At 71.3% G+C, this 14,760-nt stretch carries 16 protein-coding genes; 4 read left to right on the forward strand and 12 right to left on the reverse strand.

The window, feature by feature from the left end; genetic code table 11:
• The 11 genes from ACFV0Q_RS25800 to ACFV0Q_RS25850 all read right to left on the reverse strand — a co-directional run.
• A partial coding sequence (locus tag ACFV0Q_RS25800) for a hypothetical protein (RefSeq protein WP_385008736.1) occupies positions 1-1,124 on the reverse strand: 1,124 nt, incomplete at its 3' end.
• On the reverse strand, positions 1,121-2,539 hold the full coding sequence (locus ACFV0Q_RS25805; protein WP_385008737.1) for a hypothetical protein: 1,419 nt from the start codon (positions 2,537-2,539) through the stop codon (positions 1,121-1,123). The genes ACFV0Q_RS25800 and ACFV0Q_RS25805, both read right to left, overlap by 4 nt.
• Positions 2,540-2,692: 153 nt before the next feature.
• On the reverse strand, positions 2,693-3,037 hold the full coding sequence (locus ACFV0Q_RS25810) for a metal-sulfur cluster assembly factor (RefSeq protein ID WP_362729815.1): 345 nt from the start codon (positions 3,035-3,037) through the stop codon (positions 2,693-2,695).
• Positions 3,034-3,495, reverse strand: coding sequence for a Fe-S cluster assembly sulfur transfer protein SufU (gene sufU, locus ACFV0Q_RS25815; protein ID WP_385008738.1), 462 nt, complete (start codon positions 3,493-3,495; stop codon positions 3,034-3,036). Before sufU ends, ACFV0Q_RS25810 begins: the two co-directional genes overlap by 4 nt.
• 25 nt (positions 3,496-3,520) lie before the next feature.
• A complete protein-coding gene (locus ACFV0Q_RS25820) occupies positions 3,521-4,777 on the reverse strand; it encodes a cysteine desulfurase (protein WP_385008739.1) in 1,257 nt (418 codons plus the stop codon).
• Positions 4,774-5,541: a Fe-S cluster assembly ATPase SufC gene (gene sufC / locus ACFV0Q_RS25825; RefSeq protein ID WP_266630406.1), complete on the reverse strand. Its 768-nt coding sequence runs from the start codon at positions 5,539-5,541 to the stop codon at positions 4,774-4,776. Before sufC ends, ACFV0Q_RS25820 begins: the two co-directional genes overlap by 4 nt.
• A gap of 7 nt (positions 5,542-5,548) precedes the next feature.
• Positions 5,549-5,866: a bifunctional 3-phenylpropionate/cinnamic acid dioxygenase ferredoxin subunit gene (locus ACFV0Q_RS25830; RefSeq protein ID WP_266577882.1), complete on the reverse strand. Its 318-nt coding sequence runs from the start codon at positions 5,864-5,866 to the stop codon at positions 5,549-5,551.
• Positions 5,866-7,044: a Fe-S cluster assembly protein SufD gene (gene sufD, locus ACFV0Q_RS25835; protein WP_385008740.1), complete on the reverse strand. Its 1,179-nt coding sequence runs from the start codon at positions 7,042-7,044 to the stop codon at positions 5,866-5,868. Before sufD ends, ACFV0Q_RS25830 begins: the two co-directional genes overlap by 1 nt.
• A gap of 88 nt (positions 7,045-7,132) precedes the next feature.
• On the reverse strand, positions 7,133-8,548 hold the full coding sequence (gene sufB, locus ACFV0Q_RS25840; protein ID WP_214930288.1) for a Fe-S cluster assembly protein SufB: 1,416 nt from the start codon (positions 8,546-8,548) through the stop codon (positions 7,133-7,135).
• Positions 8,545-9,282 (reverse strand): helix-turn-helix transcriptional regulator, encoded by a 738-nt coding sequence (locus ACFV0Q_RS25845; protein WP_385008741.1) that lies wholly within the window; start codon positions 9,280-9,282, stop codon positions 8,545-8,547. The genes sufB and ACFV0Q_RS25845 overlap by 4 nt, the downstream gene beginning before the upstream one ends.
• A 119-nt stretch (positions 9,283-9,401) precedes the next feature.
• Positions 9,402-9,728: a formate/nitrite transporter family protein gene (locus ACFV0Q_RS25850; protein WP_385008742.1), complete on the reverse strand. Its 327-nt coding sequence runs from the start codon at positions 9,726-9,728 to the stop codon at positions 9,402-9,404.
• Between ACFV0Q_RS25850 and ACFV0Q_RS25855 the strand changes: the two genes are divergently transcribed.
• From ACFV0Q_RS25855 to ACFV0Q_RS25870, 4 genes are all read left to right on the forward strand, one after another.
• Positions 9,727-10,653, forward strand: coding sequence for an ABC transporter ATP-binding protein (locus ACFV0Q_RS25855; RefSeq protein WP_385008743.1), 927 nt, complete (start codon positions 9,727-9,729; stop codon positions 10,651-10,653). The genes ACFV0Q_RS25850 and ACFV0Q_RS25855 overlap by 2 nt on opposite strands.
• Positions 10,650-11,417: an ABC transporter permease gene (locus ACFV0Q_RS25860; protein ID WP_385008744.1), complete on the forward strand. Its 768-nt coding sequence runs from the start codon at positions 10,650-10,652 to the stop codon at positions 11,415-11,417. Before ACFV0Q_RS25855 ends, ACFV0Q_RS25860 begins: the two co-directional genes overlap by 4 nt.
• Before the next feature lie 85 nt (positions 11,418-11,502).
• Entirely contained in the window at positions 11,503-12,639 is a 1,137-nt protein-coding gene (locus ACFV0Q_RS25865) for a hypothetical protein (protein WP_385008745.1), read from the forward strand.
• 4 nt (positions 12,640-12,643) lie between these two features.
• The gene (locus ACFV0Q_RS25870) at positions 12,644-13,633 is read left to right on the forward strand and encodes a heme A synthase (RefSeq protein WP_385008746.1); all 990 of its coding nucleotides are present in this window, start codon (positions 12,644-12,646) and stop codon (positions 13,631-13,633) included.
• A gap of 26 nt (positions 13,634-13,659) precedes the next feature.
• Here the strand turns inward: ACFV0Q_RS25870 and ACFV0Q_RS25875 are convergent, their stop codons facing one another.
• Positions 13,660-14,751, reverse strand: coding sequence for an amidohydrolase (locus ACFV0Q_RS25875; RefSeq protein WP_385008747.1), 1,092 nt, complete (start codon positions 14,749-14,751; stop codon positions 13,660-13,662).
• Positions 14,752-14,760 lie beyond the last annotated feature (9 nt).

Below are 14,760 nucleotides of genomic sequence, written 5' to 3' on the forward strand. Positions count from 1 at the left end.
TAGGGGTCGGAGTTGTCGTCGGCGGCCCAGGAACCGGCCAGGATCAGGTACTGGTTGGCCGCGTTCTTGCGGATGTCGCGGACGGCGAGCCCGCCGAGGTCCAGCTCGATCCCGGCGCCGAAGGTGGCCTTGGAGCCGCTGGAGAGGACCTTGTCGAAGTTGGTGACGGGCACGATCAGCGCCTTGCCGCCGGGCACGGCCGGGGCGAGCGGGGCGCGGAAGCCCAGGTAGGCGGTGGTCGTGGAGCCCGGCGCGAACTCCAGCCCCTCCACGTTGAAGCCGTCGATCTGCTTGGGCGCCTCACCGGCGGCCGTCCCCGCCGCGAAGCCGTAGCGGTTGCCGTTGGCCTTGTCCCAGGCGACGAGGTCGTCGCGGAGCGCCTTGTACGAGCGCCCGTACGCGAGCTGCGCGCTCGCCCCGGATCCGCTCACCGTGGTGGTGAACACCGTGTTCCGGGGGGCCTTGTACTCGCCGTCCTTGTTGTTGCCGAGCGAGCCCGTCCAGTAGATGGTGTCGCCGATCCGGGTCGCCCCCTCGATGTCCACCTCCTTGGTGACGCCGAGCTGGGAGCTGAAGTCCCAGGTCTTGAGCGGCGCGGCGGAGCGGGAACGGTCGTACAGGCGCAGCACGTTGGACTCGTCGTCGGCCACGACCGTGTAGCCGCCGCCGAGGTCCACGGCGGCCGAGGAGTCCGAGGCCCCGCTGAAGTAGCGGGCGTCGGCCGGGTTCTGGACGGCGGCGGAGGCCGCGTAGGAGAGGGTCTTGGTGGCGCTCTTGCCGCCGAGCCCGCTCACCTTGATGGTGAGGCTGGTGTAGCCGCGGGCGTGCGCCGAGACGGCGAGCTTGCGGACCGCTCCGGTGCCGGTGACGGTGACGTCGCCGGTGCCCGCGACGGAGGACTTGCTGGAGGCGGTGGCGCTGACGGTGAGCGCGGAGACGTCGGCCCCGCTCTGGCCCACGGTCACGTCCACGGTCTGGTCGCCGACGCCGCCCACGGCACCGGACAGGTACGAGGCGGAGAAGGAGATGGTCGGCGTGCCGTACGTGACGGCCTGCGCGGGCGCGGCCAGTCCCGCCAGGACGACGGCCGCCAGCGCGGCGGTACCCAGGTGCTTGTTCTTCATCGGTGTCCCCCACGAATCGGGCCGGGCGTGAACCACGCGGAGCGGGACTTCTTCCACTCCGGGTGCGCCAGGTCCTTGGCTTCGGTGCCGTCGCCGTAGAGGTCGGCGGCGCCGTTGTCGGTGATGAGCTGTACGCGGGCGCCGGGCACCCGCAGGTCGGGCACGTCCACGATGGCTTCCCAGCCGCCGGGGTCGGTGGTGGGCAGGTCGGCCCGCTTGACGGGGGCGTGGCCGGGGACCCCGTCCCACTGGTAGAGGGCGTAGGGGTCGGAGTTGTCGTCGGCGGCCCAGGAACCGGCCAGGATCAGGTACTGGTTGGCCGCGTTCTTGCGGATGTCGCGGACGGCGAGCCCGCCCAGGTCCAGCTCGACCGGTTCGCCGAAGGCGGCCTTCTCCCCGGCCGCGACGACCCGGTCCAGGTTGGTGACGGGCACGATCAGCGCCTTGCCGCCGGGCACGGCGGGAGCGAGCGGGGCGCGGAAGCCCAGGTAGGCGGTGGTCGTGGAGCCCGGCGCGAACTCCAGCCCCTCCACGTTGAAGCCGTCGATCCGCTTGGGGACCCGGCCCGCCGCCGTCCCGGCCGCGAAGCCGTAGCGGTCGCCGTGCGCGGTGTCCCAGGCGATCAGGTCCTCGCGCAGGCCCTTGTGGGCGGCGCCGAAGGTGACCTCGGTCGCGGCGCCGGAGCCGGTGACGCGGGTGGTGAAGACGGTGTCGCGTTCGGCCTTGAACCTGCCGTCCTTGGTGTTGCCGAGCGAGCCCGCCCAGTAGACGGTGTCGCCGACGCGGGCGGCGGCCTCGATGTCGGCTTCCTTCTTCAGGCCGAGGGCGGGGCCGAGGTCCCAGGTCTTCACGGGCGCGCCGGAGCGGGAACGGTCGTACAGGCGCAGCGCGTTGGACTCGTCGTCGGCCACCAGCGCGTAGCCGCCGCCCACGTCCACGGCGGCGGAGGCGTCGGAGGACCCGGTCAGGTAGCGGGTGGCGGGGGCCGATCCCGTCCGGGCCGAAGCCGCGTAGGACAGGACCGCGGTGGCGGTCTTCCCGCCGCGCCCGGTGACGCGCAGCGTGAGGTCGGTGTACCCCTGGTTGCGCGGCCGGACCGTCAGTGCCCGGTCGCCGCCCGGCGTGCGCTCCTGGCGTACGTCGCCCGCGTCGGCGACGGCCGGGTTGCTGGAGGAGACCACCTGGAGCCGCAGGAACCCGGCCGGGACGCCGGCCTGCTCCACGTCCACCGTGACGGCGGGGTCCCCGACGGCTCCCACGGCTCCGCTGAGGTGCCCGGCGGACAGCGCGATCGTCGGTGCGGCGTACCCCGCGTCCGCGTGGGCGGGCGCGGTCAGCCCCGCGAGGAGCAGGGCCGCGGCTCCGGCGGCGCCCACGGCACCGCAGCGGCGCGCCGGTGAAAGGCGAACGGTCACAGGGCCTCCTCTCGTGTGCGCCGTCACGTCGTGACGGCCGTCGAGAAGGTTCGGCCACCGTGGCCAACTCCGCGTGCACTTCACTTGTCGGTCCGGAAAACAGGGAGGGCCCCCGGCACGACCGTGCCGGGGGCCCTCTCACGCTTGCCTCGCTCAGACGTTGAAACCGAGCGCGCGCAGCTGCTCACGGCCATCGTCCGTGATCTTGTCCGGGCCCCACGGGGGCATCCAGACCCAGTTGATGCGAAGTTCGTTGACGATGCCGTCCGTCGCCGACTTCGCCTGGTCCTCGATGACGTCCGTCAGCGGGCAGGCCGCCGAGGTCAGCGTCATGTCGAGGGTGGCGATGTTCGCGTCGTCGACGTGGATGCCGTAGATCAGGCCCAGGTTGACGACGTCGATGCCCAGCTCGGGGTCGACCACGTCGTAGAGGGCCTCGCGGACCTCCTCCTCGGTGGCCGGCTTGGTCGACGCCTCGGGCGTCGCGTTCTCGGTCATGCCGTCTTCCTCTCGGCGTCGCCCAGAACCTGGGCGGTCGCGTCCTTCCACGCCATCCAACTCAGCAGAGCACACTTCACGCGCGCCGGATACTTGGAGACGCCGGAGAAGGCGATCGCGTCCTCCAGCACCTCCTCCATCGCCTCGTCGGGCTCCAGCTTGCCCTTGGACTGCATCAGCTCCAGGAACGTGGCCTGGATCTTCTGCGCCTCGGCCAGCTCCTTGCCGACGAGCAGCTCGTTCAGCACGGACGCGCTGGCCTGGCTGATGGAGCAGCCCTGGCCCTCGTAGGAGACGTCGGTGAGCGTCTCCCCGTCGTACTTCACGCGCAGCGTGATCTCGTCGCCGCACGTCGGGTTGACGTGGTGCACCTCGGCGTCACCGTCGCGCAGGCCGCGACCGTGCGGGTGCTTGTAGTGGTCCAGGATCAGGTCCTGGTACATCGAATCCAGCTTCACTGCGTCCTCGTCCTCATCGCCCTGGTCAGCCGAAGAAGTTCCGTACGTGCTCCAGCCCGTCGATCAGCGCGTCGACCTCGGCGGGAGAGGAGTACAGGTAGAAAGACGCTCGCGTCGTCGCGGGAATTCCGTACCTCAGGCAGACGGGGCGCGCGCAGTGGTGTCCCACGCGGACCGCGATGCCCTGCTCGTCGAGCACCTGGCCGACGTCGTGCGGGTGGATGTCGCCGAGTACGAAGGAGATCGCGGCGCCGCGGTCCTCGGCCGTGGTGGGGCCGATGATCCGCAGGTCGGGCACCTCTGCGAGGCGCTTGATCGCGTACTCGGTGATCGCGTGCTCGTGCGCGGCGATCTTGTCCATGCCGATGGCGGTCAGGTAGTCCACGGCCGCGCCGAGGCCGACGGCCTGGGCGATCGGGGGCGTACCGGCCTCGAACTTGTGGGGCGCCGGGGCGTAGGTCGAGGCGTGCATCGACACGGTCTCGATCATCTCGCCGCCGCCGAGGAACGGGGGCAGGTCCTCCAGGAGCTCCTGGCGGCCCCACAGGACGCCGATGCCGGTCGGGCCGCACATCTTGTGGCCGGTGAAGGCCACGAAGTCGGCACCGAGGGCCTGCACGTCCAGCGGCATGTGCGGAGCGGCCTGGGAGGCGTCGATCAGCACCAGCGCGCCGACGTCCTGGGCGCGCCGGACGATCGCCTCGACCGGGTTGACGGTGCCCATGATGTTGGAGACCAGCGTGAAGGAGACGATCTTCGTCTTCTCCGTGATGACCTCTTCGATGTTGGACAGGTCGAGCCGGCCGTCGTCGGTGAGGCCGAACCACTTCAGCTTCGCGCCGGTGCGCTGCGAGAGCAGCTGCCACGGCACGATGTTGGAATGGTGCTCCATCTCCGTGATGGCGATCTCGGTCTCGCGGTCGACCCGGTAGGGCTCGTCCGCCCAGCCGAGCATGTTCGCGACCAGGTTGAGCGACTCCGAGGCGTTCTTCGTGAAGATCACCTCGTCGCGGCTCGGCGCGTTGATGAAGGCGGCGACCTTGTCGCGAGCGCCCTCGTACAGCGCCGTGGCCTCCTCGGCGAGCACGTGCACGCCACGGTGGACGTTGGCGTTGTGCCGCTCGTAGTACTCGTTCAGCGCGTCGAGCACCTGGCGCGGCTTCTGCGAGGTCGCCGCGTTGTCCAGGTAAACGATCTTCTTCCCGTCGTGGACCACACGATCCAGCAGGGGGAAGTCCTTGCGGATCGCCTCGGTGTCGAGGAGGCCAGGCAGCTGTGTCACGCGGTCGCGCCACCCTTCGTGCTGTACGCCTCGTAGCCTTCCGCCTCCAGCTTGTCGGCGAGCTCGGCGCCGCCGGACTCGACGATGCGGCCTTCGGAGAAGACGTGGACGAAGTCGGGCTTGATGTAGCGGAGGATCCGCGTGTAGTGCGTGATCAGCAGCGTGCCGACCTCGCCCGTCGCGCGGACGCGGTTGACGCCCTCGGAGACCTGACGCAGCGCGTCGACGTCGAGGCCGGAGTCGGTCTCGTCGAGGATCGCGATCTTCGGCTTCAGGAGCTCCAGCTGCAGGATCTCGTGGCGCTTCTTCTCACCGCCGGAGAAGCCCTCGTTGACGTTGCGCTCGGCGAAGGCCGGGTCCATCTGGAGCTGCTCCATCGCGGACTTGACCTCCTTCACCCAGGTGCGCAGCTTGGGGGCCTCGCCGCGGATGGCCGTGGCCGAGGTCCGCAGGAAGTTGGAGACCGAGACGCCGGGGACCTCGACCGGGTACTGCATGGCGAGGAAGACGCCGGCGCGGGCGCGCTCGTCGACGGACATCTCCAGGACGTCTTCGCCGTCGAGGGTCACGGTGCCACCGGTGATGGTGTACTTCGGGTGACCGGCCAGCGAGTACGCCAGCGTGGACTTGCCGGAGCCGTTCGGACCCATGATGGCGTGCGTCTCACCCTGCTTGACGGTGAGGTCGACGCCCTTGAGGATCTCGCGGGCGCCGTTCTCGGCCTCGACGGAGACGTGCAGGTCGTGGATTTCAAGCGTTGCCATGGATACCTCAGGACTCCTGGGTGAGGGAGACGAGCACGTCGTCCCCTTCGATCTTTACGGGGTATACGGGTACGGGGCGGGTCGCGGGCAGACCCGAGGGCTTCCCGGTGCGCAGGTCGAAGGCCGACCCGTGCAGCCAGCACTCGATCATGCAGTCCTCGACCTCGCCCTCCGAGAGGGAGACGTTCGCGTGCGAGCAGATGTCGTTGATCGCGAACACCTCCCCCTCGGTGGAGACGATGGACACCGGCGTGCCGTCGAGTTCCACCCGCTTGGGGGTGTTCTCCTCCAGCTCGCTCAGCGCACAGGCCTTGAGGTAGCTCATCAGACGGACGCCGCCAGCTCGGTCTCGATCTTGGCGAGCAGGCGCTCCTCGATGTCCGCGACGCCGATCTGCTGGACGAGCTCGGCGAAGAAGCCGCGCACGACCAGACGGCGGGCGTCGTCGGCCGGGATGCCGCGGGACTGGAGGTAGAAGAGCTGCTCGTCGTCGAAGCGGCCGGTCGCGGAGGCGTGGCCGGCGCCGACGATCTCGCCGGTCTCGATCTCCAGGTTCGGCACCGAGTCGACCCGCGCGCCGTCCGTCAGGACGAGGTTGCGGTTCATCTCGTAGGTGTCGGTGCCCTCGGCGGTCTTCTCGATGAGGACGTCACCGATCCAGACGGCGTGGGCGTCCTGGCCCTGGAGCGCGCCCTTGTAGACCACGTTCGACTTGCAGTGCGGGGCCTTGTGGTCGACCAGGAGGCGGTGCTCCTGGTGCTGACCGGCGTCCGTGAAGTACAGGCCGAAGAGCTCGGCCTCGCCGCCGGGGCCCGCGTAGTTCACGCGGGGGTGCAGGCGTACGAGGTCGCCGCCGAAGGTGACCACGATCGACTTGAAGGTCGCGTCACGGCCGACCAGCGCGTTGTGCTGGGAGACGTGGACGGCGGTGTCGTCCCAGTCCTGCACCGACACGACGGTGAGCTTGGCGCCGTCGCCGACGAGGAAGTCGACGTTGGCGGCGCGCACGCCGTCACCGGTGTGGTCGATGACGATGACGGCCTCGGCGAAGGCCTGGACGTCGAAGACGGTGTGGCCGAAGGTCGTGCCGCCCTCGCCGTGCAGCGTGACGCGCACGGGCTCGGTCAGGACGGCCTCCTTGGGCACGGTCACGACCGTGGCCTTGGCGAAGGACGAGAACGCCTGCGCGGCGATCCGGTCCACCGGGGTGCCGGCCTTGCCGATGCGGGCGTCGCCGCGCTCCACGGACTCGATCGTGACCACGTCGGGCGCGTCGATCTGGGCCTTCATGGTGCCGTTGGCGACCGCGGTGCCGTCGTGCAGACCCTTGAGGCGGGCGAGCGGCGTGAAGCGCCACTCCTCCTCGCGGCCGTTGGGCACGGGGAAGTCCGCCACGTCGAAGGACGGGGGGGCGCTCATCCGGGTGGCGACGGTGGACTCGGCGGCCACCGCGATCGCGCCGGCGGTGGTGGAACCCGCCGGAATGTTCTGAGCCTCAGCCATGGCTGTCGTGTTGCTCTCTTCCTACGTCGTTACGATCCTCGGCCCGCAGGGGACACGGACCGCGGAGCTGCTGGTGGGGCGGTCGGGATTAACCGACCGAACCCTCCATCTGCAGCTCGATCAGCCGGTTCAGCTCCAGCGCGTACTCCATCGGCAGCTCCCGCGCGATCGGCTCGACGAAGCCGCGCACGATCATCGCCATGGCCTCGAACTCCGTCAGACCGCGGCTCATCAGGTAGAAGAGCTGGTCGTCGGAGACCTTGGAGACGGTCGCCTCGTGGCCCATGGACACGTCGTCCTCGCGGACGTCCACGTAGGGGTACGTGTCCGAGCGGGAGATCGTGTCGACCAGGAGCGCGTCACACAGCACGTTGGACTTCGAGCCGTGGGCGCCCTCGCCGATCTCGACCAGACCGCGGTACGAGGTGCGGCCGCCGCCTCGCGCCACCGACTTGGAGACGATGTTCGAGGAGGTGTTCGGCGCCATGTGGACCATCTTGGAGCCGGCGTCCTGGTGCTGGCCCTCGCCCGCGAAGGCGATGGACAGGGTCTCGCCCTTGGCGTGCTCGCCCATCAGGTAGACGGCCGGGTACTTCATGGTGACCTTGGAACCGATGTTGCCGTCGATCCACTCCATGGTCGCGCCCTCGTACGCCACGGCGCGCTTGGTGACCAGGTTGTAGACGTTGTTCGACCAGTTCTGGATGGTCGTGTAGCGGCAGCGGCCGCCCTTCTTCACGATGATCTCGACCACGGCGCTGTGCAGCGAGTCCGAGGAGTAGATCGGGGCGGTGCAGCCCTCGACGTAGTGGACGTAGGCGTCCTCGTCGACGATGATCAGCGTCCGCTCGAACTGGCCCATGTTCTCCGTGTTGATACGGAAGTAGGCCTGGAGCGGGATGTCGACCTTGACGCCCTTGGGCACGTAGATGAACGAGCCGCCGGACCACACCGCGGTGTTCAGCGACGCGAACTTGTTGTCGCCGACCGGGATGACCGTGCCGAAGTACTCCTGGAAGAGCTCCGGGTGCTCCTTGAGCGCGGTGTCCGTGTCGAGGAAGATGACGCCCTGCTCCTCCAGGTCCTCGCGGATCTGGTGGTAGACGACCTCGGACTCGTACTGGGCCGCGACGCCGGCGACGAGGCGCTGCTTCTCCGCCTCCGGGATGCCGAGCTTGTCGTACGTGTTCTTGATGTCCTCGGGCAGGTCCTCCCACGAAGCGGCCTGCTTCTCGGTGGAACGCACGAAGTACTTGATGTTGTCGAAGTCGATGCCCGAGAGGTCGGAGCCCCAGTTCGGCATGGGCTTCTTGTCGAACAGCTTGAGGCCCTTGAGGCGGAGCTTCAGCATCCACTCCGGCTCGGACTTCTTGGCCGAGATGTCGCGGACGACATCCTCGGACAGACCCCGCTTGGCAGCGGCGCCGGCCGCGTCGGAGTCGGCCCAGCCGTATTCGTAGGTGCCCAGGCCATCGAGCTCAGGGTGAGCAGTCTCCGTGGTCATGCGGGGTTCCTCCCGGCCGTACTTGCAGATACTGATGTGTCGGTCTGTGTGGCGCTTCGCGGAATGAACGTGGTGCACACTCCGTCGCCGTGGGCGATCGTGGCGAGGCGCTGCACGTGCGTCCCGAGCAGGCGTGAGAAGACCTCGGTCTCCGCCTCGCAGAGCTGCGGGAACTGCTCGGCGACATGGGCGACCGGGCAGTGGTGCTGACAGAGCTGTTCACCGCTGTGCGGACCGGGAGCGCTCTTCGCCGTAGCAGCGTACCCGTCCACGGTCAACGCCTTGGCCAGGGCCTCGGTGCGATCCGCGGGTGCGGCCGCCTCGACGGACTCCTGGTAGGTCTTCGCCTGCGCCTCCATGCGGGCCCGGGCGAAGGCGGCCACGGCCGCCTCTCCCTGCTCGCCGCCGCCGACGGACTGCGCGATCCAGCGCAGGGCGTCCGCGGCGAGCGTGTCGTAGGACTGGTCGAAGGCGTCGCGGCCGCAGTCGGTGAGCGCGAAGACCTTGGCGGGCCGGCCCCGGGTGCGCGCGCCGTACACGCGCTGCTCACGGGAGGCGACCACGTCGTCGGTGACGAGCGCGTCGAGGTGGCGGCGGACGGCGGCCTGGGTGAGGCCGAGACGCTGCGCGAGGTCGGCGACGGTGGAGGGACCGTGGTCCAGGATGGACCGCGCGACCCGGTTGCGGGTTGACCGCTCCCCGGTCACGAGTTCCCCCTGGGAGGTCTCGCTCATCCGTTCGCCGTATTTCACAACGCCATTGTTGCGTAATTAACCGAGCGCCGACAAGCCGTGATGGAGGCCACTCCTGGTGGCCTCTATCACTAAGGGTTACCTAATTTGTCGACGGAGAGTTAATCGGAGGGCATCGCTCCGCACTCGCGCCGAGCCCCTCCGGTGAACCAGTACAAGGCTCCCACCAGCAATCCTCCACCCACGGTGTTGCCGGGCACGGTGCACATCGGATTCCGGAAAAGATCACGGAAACCGACTGGGCCATCCAGGATCGCCAGGCTGAAAAGAGCCACGTTCGCCACACAATGTTCGAATCCGACGGCCACGAAACCCGCCACGGGCGGCCAGAGGACGAAAATCTTGGCTGTGGGCCTTGTGCGGGGGCCCCGACCCCCCACCCCCAGGACCTGGGACCCCCTCCCGGGCTCCGTAGACTCACCCCCCATGAGCAACGACCCCGCCGTGGAGATCCGCGGACTGGTGAAGCGGTACGGACCCAAGACCGCGGTGGACGGCCTCGACCTCACCGTCCCCGCCGCCTCCGTCACCGCGGTCCTCGGCCCCAACGGCGCGGGCAAGACCACCACCGTGGAGACCTGCGAGGGCTACGTCCGCCCCGACGCGGGCACCGTCCGCGTCCTCGGCCTCGACCCCGTGGCCCAGGCCGAGGCGCTGCGCCCGCGCGTCGGCGTGATGCTCCAGTCCGGGGGCGTCTACTCCGGCGCCCGCGCCGTCGAGATGCTCCACCACATGGCCAAGCTCTACGCGAACCCCCTGGACGTCGCCCCCCTCGTGGAACGCCTCGGCCTCGGCGGCTGCGGCCGCACCCCCTACCGCCGCCTCTCCGGCGGCCAGCAGCAGCGGCTCGCCCTGGCGATGGCCGTCGTCGGCCGCCCCGAGCTGGTCTTCCTGGACGAGCCCACCGCCGGCCTCGACCCGCAGGCCCGCCGCGCGACCTGGGACCTCGTACGGGAACTGCGCACCGACGGGGTCGCCGTCGTCCTCACCACCCATCACATGGACGAGGCCGAGCAGCTCTCCGACGAGGTCGCCATCATGGACGCCGGCCGGGTCATCGCCCACGGCAGCCCCGAGCAGCTGTGCCGCGGCGGCGCCGAGAACACCCTGCGCTTCACCGGCCGCCCCTCCCTCGACCTCGCCTCCCTCCTCAAGGCCCTGCCCGACGGCACCCAGGCCGCCGAGCTCACCCCGGGCGCCTACCGGCTCACCGGCACCGTGGACCCGCAGCTGCTGGCCACCGTCACCTCCTGGTGCGCCCAGCACGGGGTGCTGCCGAGCAGCCTCTCGGTGGAGCGCCACACCCTCGAAGACGTCTTCTTGGAACTGACCGGTAAGGAGCTGCGCGCATGAGCGCCGGTACGTTCACCCCCCGGCCCGGGGCCGCGCCCGTCTCCCGCATGATCGTCGCGCAGACGGCACTGGAGACCCGGATGCTGCTGCGCAACGGGGAGCAGCTGCTGCTGACCGTGATCATCCCGGCGCTGCTGCTGACCCTGTTCTCCGCCGTCGACATCGTGGACACCGGAGCCGGAAGGTCCGTGGACTTCCTCGCGCCCGGGATCCTCGCGCTCGCCGTGATGTCCACCGCCTTCACCGGCCAGGCCATCGCCACCGGCTTCGACCGCCGCTACGGGGTCCTCAAGCGGCTCGGGGCCTCCCCGCTGCCGCGCCGGGCGCTGATGGCCGCCAAGACCCTGTCGGTGCTGGTCACCGAGGTCCTGCAGATCGCCCTGCTGACGGTGATCGCCCTCGCGCTGGGCTGGTCCCCGCAGGGCGACCCGCTGTCCGTCGCCGCGCTGATCCTGCTGGGCACCGCCGCGTTCTCCGGGCTCGGCCTGCTGATGGCGGGCACCCTCAGGGCCGAGGCCACCCTGGCCGCCGCCAACCTGGTGTTCCTGCTCCTGCTGGTCGCCGGCGGGGTGATCGTGCCGCTGGAGAAGTTCCCCGGCGCCGTACGGTCCGCCCTGGAGCTGCTGCCGATCTCGGCGCTCTCCCACGGGCTGCGCGAGGTGCTCCAGCACGGGGCCGCGCTGCCCTGGAGCGACGGGGCGATCCTGGCGGTCTGGGCGGTTCTGGGCCTCGGCGCGGCGGCGAAACTCTTCCGTTGGGAGTGAATCCCTTCCCCCGTGCGTTGAGCGGGCAGGAGGATGACCGCCTCCACACATCAGCGACGCACGACCAGAACGCCGGGGGGCGGGCATGGCGCAGCGGGAAGCCGTTCTGCGGCTGGACCAGCAGTGGGCACGGATCCGCTCCGGCGCGGCGCACGCGGACCGCGGCGAGAGCGACCGGCTGCTCGGTGAGCTGATCGGGGCCCTGCGCGAGCCCGCCCGGACCGACGCCGAGTGCGCGGCCCGGCTGGGGCTGCGCCTGGGCGACCTCGCGGCCCGCCGGTTCGCGGCCGGGGACCGGGCCGGGGCGCTGGCCGCCATCGAGGAGGGTCTGCACCACGCGCAGCAGGCCGCCGGGCACGCGCCGGAGTACGCCCGGTGGTACGCCCGGGGCCTGATCAACCAGGGGGTCTGGCTGTCCTGGCCGCTGAGCGACGCCGACCGGCTGCCCCGGTACCCGCTGGGCGAGGGCGGCGAGAGCCGGCCGAGCCCCATGGAGCGGGCGGCCGGCGAGCGTGCCCGTGACCTGACCCGGACCGCCGTGGAGGTGTGGGCCTCCCTGGACCAGCACGACCCCGTCAACCGGCGCGGGCTCGCGCAGGCCAAGGTCTTCCTGGGCGACCGCCTCGCCGAGCTGGGCTTCGCCTCCGACGCCGTCGCCTGGGCGGTGGACGCCGAGGCCGGGTTCCGGCGGCTGCTGCTCGCCGCCCCCGGGCCCGAGGAGGCGCAGGAGGCGGAAGAGGCCCTGGACCACATCGGCCGCCAGCTGGAACTGCGGCTGCGCTTCCTGGCGTTCGAGTCGCTGGCGGGCCTGCGCGCCGAGGGGCTGCTGCCCGAACGGCTGCTCCCCCAGGCGGTGGTGGCGGCCCGGATCCAGGGGGTCGCGGAGGCGGAGATGGCCGCCCGGCTGGGGCTGGACGCGGAGCAGGTCGCGACGATGCTGGAGGTCACCCCCTGGCTCGCGGTGTGGCGGATCGAGGTGCGCGGCGCCGACGGGCTGTGGGCGGCTCCGCCTGGGCCGTGGCAGGGCTCGGCTGAGGTGAGGAACCGGACGGCAGAGGACGTAGCGGCCGAATTGGTACGGGGGTTCATGGACTCGGCGGCCTACCCGGGCGACGGCGGCCTGTGGCGGGTCCGGGTCTGGTGGCACGAGGAGGGTGACCCGGCCGGAGCCAGGTTCCGCCTGGTCATCGGGCCCGACTCACCCACCGGCACCCCCTCGTGAAAGTTTGCACAAGGCGACCTTTACGATAGTGGCCGTGTTGAACCCCTTCGCGTACCTCGCCAGCCGCTGGACCCCGTCACCCCGGACCGTCCGGCGGGCCGCGCTCGCCGCGGTCGTCATGAGCGTGCTGATCGTCGTCACCGGCGGCGCGGTGCGGTTGACCGGATCCGGTCTCGGCTGCGACACCTGGCCCAAGTGCACCGACGACAGCCTGGTCGTGACGCAGGCGCAGGGCTTCCACGGGGCCATCGAGTTCGGCAACCGCATGCTGACGTACGTGCTCTGCGCGGCCGTCGGCGGGATCATCCTCGCGGCCCGCTCGGCGAAGCCCTGGCGGCACTCGCTGACGAGGCTCGGCTGGCTCCAGTTCGCCCTCGTGATGGGCAACGCGGTCCTCGGCGGCATCACCGTCCTGACGGGGCTCAACCCCTACAGCGTGGCCGGCCACTTCCTGCTCGCCACCACCCTGATCGCCGTCACCACCGTCACCTGGCACCGCGTCGGCGAGGGCGACACCGCCCCCCGCCCCCGCGTGCCCGGTCCGGTGCGCAAGCTCGCCTGGGCCCTGCTCGCGACCACCCTGGTGCTGATCGCGGCCGGTACGGTCGTCACGGGCTCCGGCCCGCACGCCGGTGACCGCAGCGAGATCAAGCGCATGCCGTTCGACTGGGCGGCCACCGCCCACGTGCACGCGGTCTCCGCCTGGCTGGTCTGCGCGCTCGCCGTCGCGATGTGGCTGGTGCTGCGCGTGGTGGACGCCCCGGTCGACACCCGGGCGCGCGCCCGTGACCTGCTGATCGTGCTGCTCGCCCAGGGCGCCGTCGGCTACGTCCAGTTCTTCACCGACCTGCCCGAGGCCCTGGTCGCGGCGCACATGCTGGGCTCCTGCCTGGTGTGGATCTCCGTGCTCCGCCTGGTGCTGAGCCTGCGCGAGCGCCCCGCGGAGCGGGCGGAGATCCCGGCGCAGGCCGACCCGCAGCTCTCGGCGGTCTGAGGAGCGGTCCGGGCGTCGCCCGGGATTCAGCCCCGCCCCTCCAGCCGGTAGACCCGCCGGGCGTTGCCCGCCGCGAGCATCGCCGCGACCCGGTCCGCGTCCCGCCAGGACCAGGCCCCGTCGCTGACCCAGCCGCCCAGGACCCGGCCCAGCGCCTCCCGGAAGACCAGCGCGCCGACCGCGTGCAGCTCGGGCAGGTGCCGGCCCCCGCTGGAGAAGAGCAGCTTGCCGAAGGGCGCGAGTTCCAGCAGCTCGGCCAGTACGGCGGCGGCCCGGGCCCCCGTCGCCGCGAGGGCCGGGCCGAGATCGGCGTGGACGTGCGGGTACGCCGCCGCCAGCCGGGCCGCGTGCCGGTGGTGCGGGTACCCGCCGAGCAGCACCAGCGGCGCCCCCAGGCCCGCGGTGGCCCGTACGAACCCGGTCAGCGGCCCCGGCTCCCGCTGCGCGGTGTGCAGCTGGAGCGGCAGCCCGGTGGTCACCGCGCTCCACAGCAGGTGCCGCAGGAGTACGGGGTCCCGTACGGCCCCTCCCCTGACCCGCCCGGCCAGCCACCGCCCGGCCGCCCCGCGCACCTCGCCGGGTCCGGGCGGCCCGGGGTCGTCCGCCAGGGCCCGGGCGTACCCGGTGGCGGCCCCGCAGCCGAAGGCGACGGCCGAGGCGGCGGCGTGGTGGACGGCTCCGCCGAGGTTGGCCAGGAAGGCGGCGACGGTCCCGGAGGTGTCGGCGGCCTGCTCGGCCAGTAACTCCAGCCGGACCACCTCGAAGGCGTCCGCGTCCCCGGCGAGGGCCATGTCCTCGGGGCCGTCCAGGTCCCCCGGCGCTCCCGTGTCGACCAGGTACGCGCCGACTCCGGAGCCGCGCAGCAGCAGCCGCCCGGTCTCGGCGGCCCCGAGCTCGCGCCGCCGGGCGAGGTAGCGGGCGGGCGCGCAGTGCGGCTCCAGCCCGAGCAGGGGCGGGCACCAGCGGCGTACGGCGAAGCCGGTCTGGGTGTCGAAGAAGGTGGTGCCGGCGGCGGGCGGGCCCTCGGAGTCGATCAGCTGGGCCTCGAAGGTGCCGAGGCCCAGCTCCGTTCGGAGGACTCCGTGGCAGTGCTGGTCCACCAGGGGCGGCGTTTCGATCGTCCGGGC

The sequence above is a fragment of the Streptomyces sp. NPDC059564 genome (genome assembly GCF_042735575.1).
Lineage (GTDB): Bacteria > Actinomycetota > Actinomycetes > Streptomycetales > Streptomycetaceae > Streptomyces.

What these genes read in the sequence shown, in the direction of transcription:
- ACFV0Q_RS25810 (WP_362729815.1), bottom strand. Translation starts at nt 3,037, where the DNA reads ATGACCGAGAACGCGACGCCCGAGGCGTCGACCAAGCCGGCCACCGAG.
- sufC (WP_266630406.1), bottom strand. Translation starts at nt 5,541, where the DNA reads ATGGCAACGCTTGAAATCCACGACCTGCACGTCTCCGTCGAGGCCGAG.
- ACFV0Q_RS25830 (WP_266577882.1), bottom strand. Translation starts at nt 5,866, where the DNA reads ATGAGCTACCTCAAGGCCTGTGCGCTGAGCGAGCTGGAGGAGAACACC.
- sufD (WP_385008740.1), bottom strand. Translation starts at nt 7,044, where the DNA reads ATGGCTGAGGCTCAGAACATTCCGGCGGGTTCCACCACCGCCGGCGCG.
- sufB (WP_214930288.1), bottom strand. Translation starts at nt 8,548, where the DNA reads ATGACCACGGAGACTGCTCACCCTGAGCTCGATGGCCTGGGCACCTAC.
- ACFV0Q_RS25845 (WP_385008741.1), bottom strand. Translation starts at nt 9,282, where the DNA reads ATGAGCGAGACCTCCCAGGGGGAACTCGTGACCGGGGAGCGGTCAACC.
- ACFV0Q_RS25855 (WP_385008743.1), top strand. Translation starts at nt 9,727, where the DNA reads ATGAGCAACGACCCCGCCGTGGAGATCCGCGGACTGGTGAAGCGGTAC.
- ACFV0Q_RS25850 (WP_385008742.1), bottom strand. Translation starts at nt 9,728, where the DNA reads ATGGGGGGTGAGTCTACGGAGCCCGGGAGGGGGTCCCAGGTCCTGGGG.
- ACFV0Q_RS25860 (WP_385008744.1), top strand. Translation starts at nt 10,650, where the DNA reads ATGAGCGCCGGTACGTTCACCCCCCGGCCCGGGGCCGCGCCCGTCTCC.
- ACFV0Q_RS25865 (WP_385008745.1), top strand. Translation starts at nt 11,503, where the DNA reads ATGGCGCAGCGGGAAGCCGTTCTGCGGCTGGACCAGCAGTGGGCACGG.